Below are 17,460 nucleotides of genomic sequence, written 5' to 3'. Positions count from 1 at the left end.
TACAGCTACCCCATTGCCAAATCCTTGTTGTAGCGGCTCCGGTATTCTAAAGGCGAAAGTCCGGTAATTTTCCGGAACACCTCTCTAAAAGCTTTCAAATCGGCATAGCCTACCTCGTACATTACTTCGTTAACCCCTTTGCGGCTGGTTTCGAAGGCTTTTTTTGCTGCCTCTACTTTAACCCGCTGCGCGTACTCTAAGGGCGTATTGCCGGTTGCCTTTATAAATCTGCGATCGAAGTTGCGCCGGCCAACGGAAAAGCTTGCAGCCAGTTCTTCCACAGATATCTTTTCCTCCGGATTGCTCTCTATATACGCCTGAGCCTTTTTCACTAGCTCATCGGTATGCGTGCGCTGCCCTTTAAAAATAATAAAGGCCGATTGGCTATGCCTGTCCATCTCAATCTGGAACACCTTTGAGCAAAAAATGGCCGTCTCGCGGTCATAGTATTTTTCCACCAGGTAAAGGATAAGGTTAAGGAAAGAATAAGCACCTCCGTTGGTATAAATACCCTCCTCATCGGTAATGAGTTGGTCGGTTTGCAGGTTGATTTTTGGATAAAGCTGTTTCAATTGGTTGGCAGCCGACCAGTGCGTAGAGCAGCTTTTGCCATCTAACAAACCCGCGGTCGCCAGCAGGTAGGCCCCGGTACAGATGCTGGCTACACAGCTGCCGTTGCGGTATTGCTTGCCAAGCCATTCAATCAATTCACCGTTAGCTGTTATGGCTTGCTGGTAGTTATGATTGAGGGAAGGGATAATAATCAGATCGGTTTTGCCGATTGCCGATATATGCTTGTGCGGCCTGGCGGTAAATAAGCCGCCGTAAAAGTCCACCTCGTTGGAGATGCCGGCCAGTTCTATCTGAAATACTTCCTTTTTACCAAGTTCTTTGCGATAAGCATTGGCGCGGGTAAAAATCTTATAGGCCCCCACAATACTGCTGAGGTTATTCTCGCCATTAGGCACAATGATAGTAAGGTGTTTCATAACGATTGCTTTACCGTAAAGATAATGGTTTGCATATGTCTAAATCAACCCGTCATGTTGTCTAAATAACACCCAGTTTCATTCCCGTTTGGATAGTATATTTGTTATATCGACCGGTAATATTAAACATATCTGCAAAACAATGAGAAATACAACCCTTTGCCTTTCAATGGCATTGCTTGGCCTTAGTGCCGGCAAAAACGAATATCAGCCAAAAAAAACAAACCAACAAAAACCGACAATGATGACAACGGCATACATTACAACCGAAGTAGACCAGCTCACACCCCAGGAAAGGGAATATGCCATCACACTATTAACACAAACAGAAGCAGGCGTTTTCAGCTCCATAAAAGGATTGTCCGAAGCACAAATGCAATACAAGCCCGCTGCCGATAAATGGAGCGTAGAAGATTGCGTTAAACATATCGCCGCAGCCGAAAAAGAACTTTGGGAGATGGCGGATGCCGTATTGAAACAACCTGCAAATCCCGACAAAAGGGATGGAATAAAATTCACCGATGCGCAATTGGTAACAGCCGTGGAAGACCGCTCGCATAAATCGAAAACCTTCGCAGCGCTGGAGCCGGCAAACTCACCTTATAAAACGGTAGCCGAAGCACTGAAAGCTTTTAAAGAGAATCGTGAAAAACTAATTGCCTTTGTTAAAAACACACAGCAGGATCTGCGCAACCATGTAGCAGTATTACCTCTTGGCACCTACGATAGCTACCAGTTTATTTTGCTTATCGCAGCGCATAGCAACAGGCATACCCAACAAATGGACGAGGTAAAAAACAGCATGGATTTCCCGAAGAATTAATTGTACACTTTTCTTGTTAACCTGGCAAACTAGATAAAAATCATGACAGATTTTACAATTTCATTCACCGTTACCCAAACACCGCAGCAGGTGTTCGATGCAGTAACCAATGTACGCGGCTGGTGGTCTGAAAGCCTTGAAGGCGATTCGAAACAGTTGGGCGATGAATTCAATTACCGCCATAAAGAAGTGCACTATAGTCGGCACCGCCTAACGGAAGTTATCCCCGCTAAGAAGGTTGTATGGCTAACTACGGATAGCAGCATCAATTTTGTAGACGATAAAACCGAATGGACCGGCACCACAGTGGTATTTGATATCGATGAAAAAGACGGGGAGACAATCCTGCGGTTTACCCATATAGGCCTGGTGCCCGCGTTGGCTTGTTACGAAGGTTGCAGTGGCGGTTGGAATTACTATCTGCAAAGCTTGCACAACTTAATAACTACCGGCAAGGGGAATCCGGACGTGTTAGGTGGTTGATTATTAATGGGTCGAAGGAAATTCTGCTTGATCCAGTTTTTCTCGGTAAGCGCTTAACCAATTAATTTTTTGCGCTCAAGTCTAAAAGCAAAAAGGCCTGTAAATCATACAATTTACAGGCCTTTGATGTTGTTTGTTATCAAGCTTGGCGGGGAGGTAGAGATTGTAACCCCCTCCCTATTCATTTGATTATCTTTTAGTTACACATTTACCAGACGCTAGTCACCACGAATGCCGCACCGCTCTTTATTAGCTGTAAATTCAACTCTGCCGATAGCGACTCAAAAACTTCTATAACGGTGCTATTGGCGGCTTCTATAATTACGGCTTCACGGCTGGTAACCAGTCCTTCGGCTTTTAAGCGCAGCACGTGAGTTTTGGTAAGGTCTTTCAATGCCGCGGCTTTGCCGGGCTTGGTTTGTAAGCTATAACGACTATGCGCGTCATGAAATTATTATTAAATACAATAGTATGAACTGATTTTAATTTGCTTATATATCTTGTGCGTCAAATTTTTATTATATGTAAGGTTACTTAATGCCAACTTTACTTAAAAGCAATCGTATAAAAAGCAATAGATAGCTAAACCCAACAAAAACCTTTATAGAGTGATGATTAAACCGAGCAGATGGTTTACATATTTGGTTCGCGGGTTTGCTGCGCTTGCGTACCTTTTATACCCCTCAATTGGTAAAACACAAGCGCCCGAAATAAAATTCAAGCAAATCAGCATAGAGCAGGGCCTGTCAAACAGTTATGTATTTGCAATCAGGCAGGATAGCCGGGGCTTTATGTGGTTTGGTACGCAGGATGGTTTAAACCAGTACGACGGGCAGCAAATGAAAATTTACCGCACCATACCAGGCGATAAACATAGTTTGAGTGATAACGTGATCCGGTATATTTATGAAGACAGCAACAAAGTTTTATGGATAGGCACATTAAACGGGCTAAATAGTTTTAATCCATATAGTAATTCATTTACACGTTATAATCACGATGGTAAAAATAGTAATAGCGTTAGCGGGGGGCTGGTAGCCTGTATTTTTGAAGATAGCCAGCATACCCTGTGGGTTGCTTTTCAAGATGGTTATCTTGACATGTTTAACCGTCAAACAAAACAATTCACACATTTTATACACCACAAAAAAAATAGCAGCAGCATTAGCGCGGGAGCTGTTAATTACATTTTTGAAGACAGGCAGAATAGGCTTTGGATAGCCACCGACTCGGGTTTAAATTTGTATAACCGCCAAACAAAAAAATTCAGCCTGTTTAAAAATAAATTTGGCAACATAGCCAACCAGATAGAAGGTATACAGCAAGCCCATGATAACAAACTTTGGCTTTCTACCAAAAACGCCGGGGTACTGGTTTTTGACCCGCAATACAATTCTTTTAAACAATATAAACATATCCAGGGATCAGAAGGTAGCCTATCGAGCGACGAGATAACGATTGAGGGTTTGCTTATTGACCACGAGGGCCATGTTTGGATAGGAACTATAAACGGGGGGCTTAACCTTTATAATCCGGAAGACGATAGTTTTTATCATTATAAACATAAATTTTATGATCCAACCAGCTTGGCCCAACTTTCGGCATCGGGCTTATTTGAAGATAACCAGGGCAACTTATGGGTGGGCACAGGCCGCGGAGGCATCTGCCTTTATACACCTGCGGCCAACAGGTTTAATGTTTACCGGCAGGAAAAAGATGCCAATAGTTTAAGTTTCAGTGATGTTAAATCGTTTTGCGAAGACAGTAAGGGCAATATCTGGATTGGTACCGATGGGGGCGGGCTAAATCTTTTTAACCGAAAAAAAGCGACCTTTAAACACTTTAGGTACAACGAGGCCAACCCGGCCAGTATTGGGTCTGATGCGGTGCTTGATATTACCGAAGACAGGGATAGGAATTTATGGATAAGTACATGGGCCGGTGGGCTAAACCTGCTCCGTCCGGGAAGCAAAAAATTTACCCGTTTTAAAAACAATCCGAATGATAAAACAACAATCAGTTCGGATATGGTGTTTAAAACCTTTCAGGATAGCAAAGGAAACATATGGGTGGGTACTTTCGCGGGCGGCCTTAACCTGCTCGATGCTAAAACCAATCAATTTAGGCGCGTTACTAAAGACCCGGATGGGATTACCAGTTTTTTGGGTAACAACGTATTTATAATTAACGAAGATAAAGCGGGCAACGTTTGGTTTGGCGGCGACGACGGCGGTTTAAACTGCTATAATTTAAAAACCAGGCGCTTCTCGCACTATTTTAATGAATTTGCCAAGAAACCCGATATCAGGGTAATATTTACCGACCATAAAGGACGCCTGTGGATAGGGCAATCAGGCTTGTATCTTTTTGATGCGGCAAAAAAATCGTTTGCGCGCTACAGTAAGAAGGCGGGAGAATTTGACGATATGATTAAAGGTATAACCGAAGATGAGTTTGGCAATCTATGGGTATCGGCTAATGATGGCCTGTCGATGTTCAATCCTGATAAACATACCTACAAAAAATTTAATATTAATGACGGGCTGCAAGGGATTGAATTTGAATCCAATTCGTTTTTAAGGGCAAAAGATGGCGAAATGTTTTTTGGCGGCACCAAAGGGCTCACCACTTTTTATCCTAAAAATATCAAAATCAACACCTTTCTTCCGCCCGTTTTTATAACCGGGCTTCAAATTTTCAATAAAACCGTCGTTCCGGGCCAAAAGGATTCGATATTAAAAATCGATATTTCTTTAACCAGGCAGCTACATTTAAACTACAGGCAAACGTCGCTTACTTTTGAATTTAACGCCCTTAATTATGTAATACCCGAAAATAACAGCTATGCGTACAAGTTGGAAGGATTTGATACGAGCTGGACAACTGCCGATGCCACAAAAAGAGCTACTTACACCAATCTTGATCCGCGTACTTATACATTTAGGGTAAAAGCATCAAATAACGATGGTTTTTGGAACCCAAAGTATGCGTCGGTTCAAATCACAATTACACCTCCGTACTGGCAAACGCTTTGGTTCCGGATTTTAGCCGGGCTAACCTTTATTGCCGGCATTTATTCCTATTACCGGCACCGTATCAACAGTATCAACAAGCAAAAGATAGAACTTGAAAAGCAGGTAAAAGAACGCACTGCCGATATTGCCAATAAAGCCGAAGAACTGCAGACGCAATCATTAGCGCTACAGGCACAGGCCGAGGAACTGCAGGCACAATCAGAAGAATTACATTCATTGAATACCGAATTAACTACAAAATCAGATAAACTGCTTGAGCAGGCTGATGATCTGAAAGTGGTTAACCAGCAGCTTACCGAACAAAAACACCAGGAATATTTGGCCCGCGAGGAAGCCGAAAAAGCCAACATGGCCAAAAGTACTTTTTTGGCCACCATGAGCCACGAGATACGCACACCAATGAATGGTGTTATCGGAATGGGATCATTACTGGCCGAAACTAACCTTGACAGCGAGCAGCGCGAGTATACCGATACGATTATCAATTGCGGCGAAAGCTTACTGAGCGTGATCAACGATATTCTCGATTTTTCTAAAATAGAATCGGGGAAAATTGAAATTGAACACGAGGATTTTGTGCTTCGAAAAAGCATAGAAAATGTGATGGATGTGTTCTCGACCAAAATTGCCGAAAAACATATTGATTTAATTTATGAAATTGATACAGACGTACCAGCATGCATTGTGGGCGACGAGCTTAGGCTTAAACAGGTATTGATAAACCTGGTAGGTAATGCCATAAAATTTACCGAGAAAGGCGAAATATTTATAAGAGTATTTGCGGCATCCAAAGCTCATGACGGTAATATACTAATAGGTTTTAGTGTGAAAGATACCGGTATTGGTGTTCCGCAAAATAAGTTGTCAAATTTATTTAAGCCATTTAGCCAGGTAGATTCTTCAACCACACGAAAATATGGAGGTACCGGGCTTGGTTTGGTAATCAGTAAAAAATTCGTTGAGTTTATGGGCGGAGAAATATGGGTTCAAAGCCTGCCTTTAGAAGGTTCGGTTTTTAATTTTACTATTAATGCCGGTGTAAGCAATGCCAAAGCTCCCCGTGATGATATTTATACCACCGTCGGTTTTGAAGGAATAGAGGTATTAATTGTAGATGATAATAAAACAAACCTTAAAATTTTGAAAAGCCAGCTTGAAAACTGGGGGATGAAGGCTACAGCAACTACTTCGGCCAAAAATGCCCTTAATCAATTGTTAACAGACAGCAGCACACATCTGGTTATTACCGATATGGAGATGCCTGAGATGGACGGTGTGGGCTTAACCAAAGCGGTAAAAAGCATTAACCCGCTAATACCTGTTATTATGCTCAGTTCGATAGGCGATGAGAGCAGGAAGAAGTTTCCGGGATTATTTGCGGCCATTTTAACAAAGCCTGTTAAGCAACAGTACTTATTTAATAGCCTGCAAGCGGCTTTAAATTTGAACAATAACAACCCGCTGTTTGAAGATAAAAGCAAACAAATACTTTCGGTTGATTTTGCAGTGCAAAACCCGCTTAAGATACTGGTTGCCGAAGATAATCCTGTAAATCAAAAATTGATACAGCGCATTTTAAATAAGCTGGGCTATGAGCCAGGGATGGTTCAAAACGGAGTTGAAGCTTTGAATGAGCTGGAGGAAAATGATTTTGATGTGGTGCTAATGGACATACAAATGCCCGAGATGGATGGCCTGGAAACAACTGCCAACATCAGAAAAAGCAGCAGGCCGCAACCCTATATTATTGCCATGACGGCTAATGCGATGTCAGAAGATAAAGAAATATGCCAGCAGGCCGGCATGGATAACTATATAGCCAAACCCATGAAGCTGAAGGAGATCATCGATATGTTAAAAAATGTTTCGGCTACTTATAAACAAAAAGCCTGATTGGGTTGTGAAATATTTATCTGCAATAGGGGATAAAATAAAAGCCCTTGCCCTGTAATTTGGTTAAGCTATACGGAGATAATCAAAATTAACATGGCAAAAAAAGTTGCAGACCAATTGGTAAAGGCGGCAGGCTTTTCTCTTCCAGGTAAATATTAAACTGCCCGTTTTCGGAATGGGATACGTCAGTGAGTTCGAAATATTCTAAAATGCCTTCAGGCAGGATCAGGCGGACAAGGGTTTCGTGAGCGTTCGGCAAAGCTGTCGGGTGAAATAGTAGTTAATAAAACGCAAAGCAACTATTTTTTCCCATTTCCCCCAACTTTTCTGCTTGATCCGTTTTTTTTACGAGATCTTGAAAAAATCCCTTAAAACAGGAAAACGGAAGCCTCCTCTTGCGAATCGACTTCCGTTTCCTAACCCCCGTTTGGCCATAGCCGCCCGTGAGCATCAAGTTTTGTGTAGTTTTAACCGGCCCGCTCTCCTCTTTGTTAATTGCTAACGCTGATGTATCATTATTCCTGCGAATGCTGACGACTCAAATGTTGGCACCTGATGCAGACTTTGTCAGTCTCCTTGCGGAGGCCTCTCCTTCAATGCCGCCTGTAGCGCTGATCTATCCATCGTTCCTTGCGGAATTCCGGTTAGGGCATACTTGCGGACCTTTGAACTCGCCATCCTCCCGAGGGGAAGTCGACGCTGTCGTTATCCGTACAACGCTGATGTATCTTTATCCTCAGAGAACCAAGATTTACCATTGTTTGCTAACGCTGATTGCTTCGGGACCATTACCTCGTTTGCCGTTCTCCGTAAAGTGTAACAAAACCCGTAATACCCCTTTTTAATCACTTCCGAAGCAGTGTTGCTTTCGCTTCTTTCTTCTTCATGTGACCCAGGCACTTCCCTAATCTTTAGCTCCCCCGAAGGTTCGCCCGATTTAGTTTCTGTAATCCTTTAAGGCTGTCAAAGTACGTCGTTCTTGATATTTACAATATCGGAAGTTTTAGGTATATCTGTCAAGTGTTTTTCAATATTTTTTTATTTTTCTTATTAACACGTTATTAACACAAAATGAAAGGTTATCAACATTTATGAAAAGTTGATAATGAATTGATTACCTAGTTGGCTCACATTCAGTACTTCTGGCGTTATCCACATCCAAATAGCAAAATCCACATTCCTGCTCAATAATTACCCTCCTAAAAACGCGTAAAAACGGAAAAACTTAAATTTTTTCGGTTAAATGCTTCCAATATCTCTTGGGAATATGGCGCACATGGAGGCGCGTATTTTTGCGCGAAATGATGTTTACGCTGTTGAAATAGCACTTCCACAGTTGCTGGTAAATACCCTCCTCCTGGCTGAAAGCGGCGATTACGTTGCCCGGCTTGTTGGCCTCGGCAAAATCCAATTCGATAAATAGCGTATCGTGCAGGTCGTAAAACAAGCCGTACTTCCGTTTGATATCGTCGTTTATCCATTTCTGATCAAGGCTCACTTCGGTTGGCAGTTTCTGGTTTACGCTAAGGCGGTAATTTTGATTGAGATAATAGAAAATTTTAAACGTTTTAAGAATACAGGCAATTACCATAAGCGTATTAAAAGTCTTTCAATTCAGTGTCTCAGCCTGATTTCCGCAGTTTATTTACACGCCTTGCAAACCTGCAATCACTTCGCCGCCCAATTTTTCAGCTTCGCCGGTTTTGATTAAACCATGATGGGTAATTCGGCTCAAATTAGCATCAACAAACAAAAAACATCCAATATGAAAAAGATCCTTTTAAGCTTAGCGGTAGTCATCTCGGCCATAACAGCACAGGCGCAGACCAGGGTTGTGGTAAGGCATCCGCGCCACCGCGTTGTAGTGGTTACACGCCCTGTTGCGGCAAGGCCGGTAATTGTGGCAAGGCCAATAGTAGTAGCGAGGCCTTTAGTAAGACCTGTGGTAGTGCGGCCGGTCCGCAGGCGCGCAGTTATCGTGGTTCATTAATACCGTATCATTAAACCCCAAAAACACAACATAAGCATCATGAAAACAAGTCAAATTACCCTATACGGAGGCAGCATTGCCAAACTATTCACTATAACTGCGCTTGCCTTCGCCATGGCTTTATCCTCCTGCAAAAAAGACAGCGCCGCCGGCAACGCCGTTACAGAAGAGGAAGCAGCCGAAGTAATGGTACAAGCAGTAGACCCCGCCAGTGGCGGCCTTGCCTTGCAAACCACCGCCGCCGCCACCATAACGGTAACCAACAGCGGCAGTGCCAAATGCGGCGTAGCAAAAGATAGCACCATTACCGGATCGGGCAGCACCGCAGCGCGCGCCTATAGCTACAACCTTAGCTGGCACCGCTTGCTTACCTGCAGCGTGGGCAGCATCCCCTCAAAACTCGATTTTACTTTTACCGGCAGCAGCACCTACTCTGGCCCCAGGATGTCGTCTGACGATAACTCTACCGGCGCCTTTACCGTTACCGGGCTTGAGCTTAGCAGCAGCGAATACGTGGTAAACCAAACCTATACACGCAACGGTACGCAGCAATCAAAAGTGCGCAACAACCGTAGCTTTAGCAGCACGGTAAACATCATTACTACCGATGTAAAGGTTAGCAAGGACAACCAACAAATAACATCGGGTACCGGCACGGTTAAGGTAACCGGCACAGCATCTACCGGCGAAACCTTTAGCTACAGCGCCACAATTACTTTCCTGGGCGGCAAAAAAGCCAATATCGTGTTCGCCAGCGGTGCTACTTACGCGGTTAGCTGGTAAAATATTAAATTGCGCCTATGAAAAACACAACAGTAAAGGTAGGATACGGGGTGGCACTTATCCTGCTGTTTTTGGCTATACTTTCATCAGCTCCGGTAAAGGCCCAGCAAATGGATGCAGCCGCCATCAAAAAATCCACACCGCAGCAGCGGGCCGACTGGCAGAACAATATGATGAAAAAGGATCTGAAGCTTACCGATGTGCAATACCAGCAGGTGAGCAAGCTTAACCTGGAGTACGCCAAAAAAATGCAGCCGCTTTTCACTTCAGACGATAGCCGGTTAAGCAAGGGGATGAAAGCCCGCTCTATCATGAAAGAGAAAGATGCCAAACTGAAAACCATTTTAACGACCAGCCAGTACGATGCGTACCAAAAAATAGTGAAAGATAAAATGGCAGCTGTAAAAAAAGCCCTTATGGATGATTGAGTATTTAGCCTCGCCCTGGCCTTTTTCGCTGAGGACGTTGTAAAAAAAATTAAGTCCGCCCCATTAGAAAGGTTACAGGCGGGGCTGTAACATACGGTTCAAACAAAAAAACCACCATGAAAAAATACTTCATTTTCGCATTTTTCCTACTCCTGCTGGCAGGCAAGGCAAATGCACAGCAAAATTTTGATAAGGTAGAGGCCTGGCTGAATGATAATACCCCCGCCATGGGTGGCCGCAGCGTACTGGTTGTTTATAAAGATGGCAAGGTGGTTTATGATAAGGCCGTAAACGGTTTATCGCGCAGGCAAAAAATGGTGAACAAATTTATGGCCCGCAAGCAAAACAAAACCGCTAACCTGGATGATTATAACGCCGATACCAAAATACCGATAGCCAGCTGCAGCAAATGGCTCAGTGCCGCCCTGGTAATGACCTTTGTGGACGAGGGCAAACTAAAACTTACCGATACTGTGGGTAAGTACCTGCCGGTGCTTTCGCAGCATGGCAAGGGCAATATTACCGTAAGCCAGTGCCTGTCGCATATGACTGGTATTAAAACGCCTTCGTTGAAAGAAAGCCTGCAGGAGATGCGCAGCGTTGAAACGATGGACGATGTCATTGCCGATATTGCCGCCCTGCCCATGGAGGGGAAGCCCGGCACAGTGTTCCATTACAGCAATGCAGGTTTGCAGATTGCCGGCGCCATTATCGAGAAAATAAGCGGGAAGGATTTCCACACACTTTTTGCCGAGCGAATTGCCCGTCCGCTGGAAATGAAGAACAGCGATTTCGGCACCAGCAAGGTTGCCTTGCCCGCAGGTGGTGCCAACAGCAGCGCCAACGACTACACCAACTTTTTGGTGATGATACTGAACAAGGGCCTTTATAAAGGCAAGCGCATCCTGAGCGAAGCGAGCATTGCCGAGATGCAGATAAACCGTGTAACAACCGACGTAAAGATAGGTTACTCGCCCGCCGAAGCAGGAAGCATGGGTTATGGCTATGGCGAATGGATAATGGGGCCAAACGTAGTAAGCAGTCCGGGCCTTTTCGGCAGTTTCCCAGTGGTGGATAATAAGGGGCATTATACAGCCTTTTTGCTATGCTATTACATCAAGAACGATGGCCGCGGCGAAAGGTATAAAGAGTTGGTAGGCTTATTGCAGGAAGCGATGAAGTAGATGTGCGGATGTGCAAATTTCAGATGTGCAGATGATTAAAGAATGAAACGGGTTATGACACCGGCATCAGCCCGCCAGAATTGCCACATCTATAATCTGCACATCCGCCCTTACTCACTTATCAAACTCACGTAACTTACCGCAGGCAACTTGAATTTAAACGCGCCATCTTTCAGTTCCACAGCGTGCTCCTCTTTCAGGTTGGTTTTGCGGTTGGTGACGTAATAGCGCAGTTTGGTCACCTTCAGTGGCAGGCCTGTAAGGTTTACGGCGCGTGTGCTTCCGTTGTTTACCAGTTGAACCGCGTAAACGCCCTTGCCGTTATCGCCCAGGGCAGCAGCGGATATCCCCGGCCGGCTTACGCTGATAGGCATGGCCCGCAGGCCGGCGGGTGTATTAGCCAGCTGTTTCAAATTCCAGAAACGTTGACCGGGGTGCAGCGGCTCGTTATTGCCAAAGATGCCGCCGCCTATCAACGGCGAGTAGTCGGCCGTTAATTGCCATTGCAGTATCGATGCGGGCTGGCAAATCGCCAGCAGGCGCACGTACAGGTTAATTTCTTCCAGCGCGTAGGTTTGCTCCTGAAATATGTCGGGGTAGCTCCACGCGGCGGCATCTATGCTGCCCTCGCCGACTATAAGCGGCAGGTTGGTTTTGGTGGCGGCATCGGCCCATTTATCTAAGGTCTCCTTGTCCCAGCCGCGCCAGGAGTGGAAAGATATGGCACCGATATACGGCTGGGTGGCCGGGTCGGCTATGGCAGGGTAAATAAAATTATACGTATTCGCATCGGAATTATCGCCCAGCAGCAGCTTGGTTTGCAGGCCTTTAGAAGCCATATAAGCGCCCAGGCCTTTGATAAAATCGCGGTGCTCCTCGCCGGTGAGGCGTATGTTGATACCCAGATCCGACTCGTTGAACGAGAAAAGCTTGTACTCGAAGCCATATTTAGCCTTTACGTATAGGATATAATCGGTGATAGACTTATAGATAGCCTCATCGCGGTTATGGTCGAGCGGATTGCCCCATACACCGTCGGGACCAGGCCGGAACTTTGGCGGCCCAACAATGGCCCAGTTGGGCGCCGACCATGCCGATAATATTACCGGCACGCCCAGGCTATCCAACCGATGCCCCATCTGCATAGATTTTAACACGAAGGGGTTTAACTTGCCATCGTTAGCCGCAGCAATCGGGTCGGTATCCTTATCGGGTTGCCAAAAACGCCAGGGCATCTCTACCCTACCCCAGGCCACGCGCAGGTTCTGGAGGCTGTAATCAATAACCTGCGGGTCGGTTTTAGGATTTTGCAGGCGGAAGTTGCCACCAAGCCCGGCAAATTCACGCCCGGGTTGCGCAGTATTTACCGTAAGGTCAATGGGCATGTCATCTATATCACCCCCTATTTTTATGCTGAATGTTTTTTCGATAATATCGCCGCGGTGCACTACGTCTAATGCCAGCGGCAGGTACAACTGCAGATTTCCGAGCGAATCTTTACGCACTACGATACGCTCGGGCGTATCAAAGCTTAGCTTAAGCTTACGCGTTACCGCCACAAACGCTACGGATTTGACCCGCTTATTTACGAAACTGTTGGCCAGGGCGGGCGCGTCGCTCGTAACTGAATCTTCTTTTATGCCGGATAATACTACCTTGCTCGCGCCATATTCGGCTGCCGGCAGCGTAAGGCAAAAGAACACGCCTTTAAGCGAGGTGTCTTTTTTGGCAATAACTTGTAAAGCCACTTTTATTTTACCGGTGCCGTCCTCCGTAACCGTTTGCCCGAAGAACAAACTATCGATGCGGGTGGATACGATTTGGCTCTCGTCGCGGCGGTTGTATTTCGGCGACTGCTTTTCCTTAGCTGTGGCAGCCATTTTATTACCGTTGGCGCTTATTACTAGTAAACGACTTTCGAAAGCGTAAAGCTGGCCGTGGCTGCGGATACCGGTAATGTTGCCCCATGGCTGCACCTCGGCTTGGGCGGCTGCGCGGTTGGCCGTAAACAGGCAAAGCAATAAAACGAGCAGTGTAAGTGCCTGGTATACAGGGCGGAAAGCGTGGCGATGGTTCATCAACGGGACGGTTTTAAGAAAAGCCTAAAATACATTAACGGTCGCGATAGCAGGCAATGATATTTTAACATAAACGTGTAGGAAACATGCAGCAGGATTCCCGGAGGATGATATTATCCAGCTTGCAGGTTTCTCGTTATATTTGGAAATAAACAAATCTCGTCATGAAATTTTTATCATTAGAACCGTTCGTACCGTCGGGCAGTAATATCGAAGCATCAAAGCAAATAGTTAGGTGCCGATACAGCCTGCACCAATAAATAATTTACTGTCAATCAACCCCTAAAGCGTATGTGAAGCCTTTTTTAACAATTTATTAATGCTAACCGCATGGTTTTTCTATCTTTGCGCCGGGGTAAGTCTTTTACGGCCAGCTCCTCTTGAACTCCCCCAGGGTGGGAACACAGCAAGGGTAGAGAGTTGAGCGGCGCGATAAAAGTAGCTTACCCTTTTTTTATTTTCTTATTTTTAGCTTTGTGTATCCCAAACCATGAACAAAGCTCTTTCAATCATCGCTCTTCTTTTTTGCGTTTTATTGGGTGGTTGCAGCCATCGGCTGGCTATGGTTAAAACTGCGCCATCAATGTTTGAATTTAAAGGCGAACTGCGCGCTGTTACTTTTTTTGAAGGCTATTACTATTTGCTTACATACGGCAATGGCCTTTATAGGTTCAATAAAAATACCAACGCCTTAGATTCCACTTATTTTGTCGATTTCGACGATGACGAATTGCGTGCTATTTATGTTAGTGAAGACAGGATACAAGCAGAAAGCGAATACAAATATTATTCGCTAAAAAATGGCAAATGGGAATACCTGAGAAAAGTAGCCACAGAATACCCTGGCAACAAAATATTTGAAGACAACGATTATATCGTTTCCAGCATTTGCCAGGGGGAGTTTGGTGGAACTATATTTTTCAAAAGTAAAACAACCAGCAAGCTTTATCAAACGTGGTGTACATGTGCATTTGATGTCCATAAGTCAAACACAGCGTATTTTGTCACCTCAACTCTTGGGCACGGCGAAGGTTCCGTGCATGTCTTAAAAATTGCTGACCCGACAAAATTGCCGCCCTACAACCCAAATGACTTTAAAAAGGGCTATTGGCAAGGCAGAGACGGAAAAATATTTGATTTGGGAAAAGTGACCATCTTTGAATCATACTCTCAATTATGCGTTGGCAAATTTATAAAGGAGGCTAAAGCGTATTTTGTCTTGGTAAAAACTACGCCGGTTACGGGAGAATTTGTTCAATTAGGGATTTATACTATTGAAAACAATTCCCTAATACTCATACGGGAAATAAAAAGTGAACATTTTGATTCATTTACAGAATTTTGGAGTAACCGGCATCCTCATCCCTTCATTACATATGAAAACGATAAAAGCACCGGCTTCATAGACTTTAGCGATGGTAAAATCGTCTTCTATAATTTCCCGTTAAAAAAACAATAATGGCACCCCCTGCGGGCCGGGCTTTACAGGGCTATGCTTCGGCCATCCTTGCCCCCGCGCTTCCCCCTCACACGATGGCTTCCCCTTCCAATCCCTGGTGCGGGTTAATCGCCATTTGCAAATAAGTATCGACTCACCAATCATTCACTTCGACATTCATCATTCAAAATTCATTATTCGATATTCCTTTCTTCCCTACGCGGCTTAACGCCTATCTTCGCCCTATGCTCGATATACTCATCATAGGTGCAGGCCCTATCGGCCTGGCTTGCGGACTGGCAGCGCAAAAGGCGGGGCTTAGCTTCACCATCGTAGAAAAAGGCTGCCTGGTAAACTCGCTTTACAACTACCCCGCTACCATGACGTTCTTCTCTACCAGCGAGCGGCTGGAGATTGGCGGCGTACCCTTCATCAGCGTGAACAAGCAACCCAACCGCAACGAGGCCCTGGAGTATTACCGCCGCGTGGCACTGGATGATAAGTTACCGATAAACCTCTTCGAAGAAATTACAGATATAACAGGCGGTGCCGAAAGCTATGCCATCACCAGCAACAAGCGTACTTACCAGGCAAAAAAGGTTATCCTAAGTACCGGATTTTACGATATTGCCGTTAACCTCGATATCCCCGGCGAAAATCTGCCCAAAGTAAAACACTACTACAAAGACCCACACTATTACGCCATGCAAAACGTAGTGGTAGTGGGCAGCAGCAACTCGGCTATAGATGTAGCTTTAGAAACCTATCGAAAGGGTGCGCATGTTACCCTCATCATCCGTGGCGATGAAGTAAGCAGCCGGGTAAAATACTGGGTACGGCCCGATATCATCAACCGTATCAAAGAAGGCAGCATAACGGCGCACTTCAATTCCAGCCTGGCGGCCGTCCGCGAAACCGAAGTGGACATACAAACCCCCGATGGCCTCATTACCATCCCAAACGATTTCGTAATGGCCATGACGGGCTATAAACCCAATTTCGACTTCCTTGCCCAACTGGGCATCAACCTTACCAAAGATAAATTCATTCCTCAATACAACGCCGATACCATGGAAACCAACCTGCCCGGCATGTACCTGGCGGGTGTAGTATGCGGCGGGCTTGATACGCACCTGTGGTTCATAGAAAACTCGCGCATACACGCGGAGATGATTATCGCCGATATTGTGGGGAAACGTTGAAATGTTGGTGATTGTTGAAAGGTTTTAAAGTTGGAAAGTTAAAAGGTTAAGAACGATTGAGCTCGCCGGGAATCAACCTCATTGTAGGCACTAAAACCTTACAACTTTGTAACATTACAACTTTCCAACATTTTTCCCTTGCATAAGTAAATTATTATGCAATACTTTGCACAAATTTTAAAAGGAATAAAACTTTTATCGAAATGAATCAAAAAAACTTAAATACAACGGTTAACAGGGCAATATTTGCGCCTGTAGCTGCTGTTTTGGTTTCATTTGTTTTATTCTTCTCCCCCAGCCGACGACGGGTTTTCATCCCCCGTGTGTGAATTGGGCTATAGCCCCTCACCCAGCCCAAAGAAGCGTTTAAACTTCTTCAACCCTAACCCCTCTAATTATTTACGGCTCAAAAGCCAATAATTTAACGGTAATCTTTCTATTATAATGACCATACAAGATTTTGACATACAGGTAGCCTCGGCACAACACGCCGACTTTGCGCCTTTGATATGCGATGAGATGGCAGAATCGGCAAAAGCGCGTGGCACAGGTATTGCCCAGCGCTCGCCCGAATATGTTGCCAATAAGATGCTGGAAGGCAAGGCGGTAATAGCCCTGCATAAAGACGGTACCTGGGCCGGTTTCTGCTATATTGAAACCTGGAGCCACGGCGATTTCGTGGCCAACTCGGGGCTTATCGTAAACCCAATTTATCGCAAAGCGGGTTTGGCCAAAGCCATCAAGCATAAGATATTCCAGCTCTCGCGCCAGAAATATCCCGATTCCAAGATATTCGGCTTAACTACCGGCCTCGCCGTAATGAAGATAAACTCGGAATTGGGCTATGAGCCGGTAACCTATTCGGAACTTACGCAGGACGAGAATTTCTGGAAAGGCTGCACCAGCTGCGTAAACTTCGACATACTGACAGCCAAGGGCCGCAAAAACTGCATGTGCACCGCCATGCTGTTCGACCCGGCCGAAGTGCAAAAACAGTACGAGGAAAAGATGAAAAAAATTACGCATAAGGCAACACTGCTGGAACGTATTGAAGCGGCAATAAAGAAACGTTTGGAACACATCGTTGCTTTCAATTAAAATATCCTGAGACGTAAAATATTGCGTCTCCTACAA

At 45.1% G+C, this 17,460-nt stretch carries 14 protein-coding genes and 1 other RNA gene; 11 read left to right on the top strand and 4 right to left on the bottom strand.

Going from position 1 to position 17,460, the window contains the following annotated elements:
* Positions 1 to 5: 5 nt before the first annotated feature.
* Positions 6 to 989, bottom strand: coding sequence for a GlxA family transcriptional regulator (locus tag AC1DYT_RS08360; RefSeq protein ID WP_477469166.1), 984 nt, complete (start codon positions 987 to 989; stop codon positions 6 to 8).
* A 142-nt stretch (positions 990 to 1,131) separates the two neighbouring features.
* On the opposite strand from AC1DYT_RS08360, the gene AC1DYT_RS08355 reads away from it, so the two are divergent.
* Together AC1DYT_RS08355 and AC1DYT_RS08350 are read left to right on the top strand one after the other, a co-directional pair.
* Positions 1,132 to 1,812 carry a DinB family protein gene (locus AC1DYT_RS08355; RefSeq protein ID WP_477469165.1) on the top strand — a complete coding sequence of 227 codons (681 nt, stop codon included), beginning with the start codon at positions 1,132 to 1,134 and terminating at the stop codon, positions 1,810 to 1,812.
* Positions 1,813 to 1,854: 42 nt separating this feature from the next.
* Positions 1,855 to 2,295, top strand: coding sequence for an SRPBCC family protein (locus AC1DYT_RS08350; protein ID WP_477469164.1), 441 nt, complete (start codon positions 1,855 to 1,857; stop codon positions 2,293 to 2,295).
* Between the two features lie 208 nt (positions 2,296 to 2,503).
* On the opposite strand, the gene AC1DYT_RS08345 is transcribed toward AC1DYT_RS08350, so the two are convergent.
* The gene (locus AC1DYT_RS08345; protein WP_477469163.1) at positions 2,504 to 2,689 is read right to left on the bottom strand and encodes a hypothetical protein; all 186 of its coding nucleotides are present in this window, start codon (positions 2,687 to 2,689) and stop codon (positions 2,504 to 2,506) included.
* Between the two features lie 217 nt (positions 2,690 to 2,906).
* On the opposite strand from AC1DYT_RS08345, the gene AC1DYT_RS08340 reads away from it, so the two are divergent.
* Positions 2,907 to 7,223: a hybrid sensor histidine kinase/response regulator gene (locus AC1DYT_RS08340; protein WP_477469247.1), complete on the top strand. Its 4,317-nt coding sequence runs from the start codon at positions 2,907 to 2,909 to the stop codon at positions 7,221 to 7,223.
* 1,225 nt (positions 7,224 to 8,448) lie between these two features.
* Here the strand turns inward: AC1DYT_RS08340 and AC1DYT_RS08335 are convergent.
* Positions 8,449 to 8,814 carry a DUF4130 domain-containing protein gene (locus AC1DYT_RS08335; RefSeq protein WP_477469162.1) on the bottom strand — a complete coding sequence of 122 codons (366 nt, stop codon included), beginning with the start codon at positions 8,812 to 8,814 and terminating at the stop codon, positions 8,449 to 8,451.
* Positions 8,815 to 8,988: 174 nt separating this feature from the next.
* Between AC1DYT_RS08335 and AC1DYT_RS08330 the strand changes: the two genes are divergently transcribed.
* From AC1DYT_RS08330 to AC1DYT_RS08315, 4 genes are all read left to right on the top strand, one after another.
* Positions 8,989 to 9,213: a hypothetical protein gene (locus AC1DYT_RS08330; protein WP_477469161.1), complete on the top strand. Its 225-nt coding sequence runs from the start codon at positions 8,989 to 8,991 to the stop codon at positions 9,211 to 9,213.
* Between the two features lie 39 nt (positions 9,214 to 9,252).
* Positions 9,253 to 9,996 carry a hypothetical protein gene (locus AC1DYT_RS08325; RefSeq protein ID WP_477469160.1) on the top strand — a complete coding sequence of 248 codons (744 nt, stop codon included), beginning with the start codon at positions 9,253 to 9,255 and terminating at the stop codon, positions 9,994 to 9,996.
* Between the two features lie 17 nt (positions 9,997 to 10,013).
* Positions 10,014 to 10,424, top strand: a complete 411-nt coding sequence (locus tag AC1DYT_RS08320; protein WP_477469159.1) for a hypothetical protein — start codon at positions 10,014 to 10,016, stop codon at positions 10,422 to 10,424.
* 116 nt (positions 10,425 to 10,540) lie between these two features.
* Complete coding sequence (locus AC1DYT_RS08315) at positions 10,541 to 11,608, top strand: serine hydrolase domain-containing protein (RefSeq protein WP_477469158.1); 1,068 nt, start codon at positions 10,541 to 10,543, stop codon at positions 11,606 to 11,608.
* 110 nt (positions 11,609 to 11,718) lie between these two features.
* Here the strand turns inward: AC1DYT_RS08315 and AC1DYT_RS08310 are convergent, their stop codons facing one another.
* Positions 11,719 to 13,686, bottom strand: coding sequence for a glycoside hydrolase (locus AC1DYT_RS08310; protein WP_477469157.1), 1,968 nt, complete (start codon positions 13,684 to 13,686; stop codon positions 11,719 to 11,721).
* A gap of 353 nt (positions 13,687 to 14,039) precedes the next feature.
* Between AC1DYT_RS08310 and ffs the strand changes: the two genes are divergently transcribed.
* The 4 genes from ffs (at position 14,040) to AC1DYT_RS08290 (ending at position 17,424) form a co-directional block, all read left to right on the top strand.
* Positions 14,040 to 14,138, top strand: an RNA gene (gene ffs / locus AC1DYT_RS08305) — signal recognition particle sRNA small type.
* Positions 14,139 to 14,176: 38 nt separating this feature from the next.
* On the top strand, positions 14,177 to 15,145 hold the full coding sequence (locus AC1DYT_RS08300; RefSeq protein ID WP_477469156.1) for a hypothetical protein: 969 nt from the start codon (positions 14,177 to 14,179) through the stop codon (positions 15,143 to 15,145).
* A 224-nt stretch (positions 15,146 to 15,369) separates the two neighbouring features.
* On the top strand, positions 15,370 to 16,326 hold the full coding sequence (locus AC1DYT_RS08295) for a YpdA family putative bacillithiol disulfide reductase (RefSeq protein ID WP_477469155.1): 957 nt from the start codon (positions 15,370 to 15,372) through the stop codon (positions 16,324 to 16,326).
* A 444-nt stretch (positions 16,327 to 16,770) separates the two neighbouring features.
* Positions 16,771 to 17,424 carry a GNAT family N-acetyltransferase gene (locus AC1DYT_RS08290; protein WP_477458974.1) on the top strand — a complete coding sequence of 218 codons (654 nt, stop codon included), beginning with the start codon at positions 16,771 to 16,773 and terminating at the stop codon, positions 17,422 to 17,424.
* Positions 17,425 to 17,460 lie beyond the last annotated feature (36 nt).

It is taken from the genome of Mucilaginibacter sp. P1_D10, from assembly GCF_056406215.1.
Note: the sequence above shows the minus strand (reverse complement) of the source record. Positions and strands in the feature narration are given on the sequence as shown.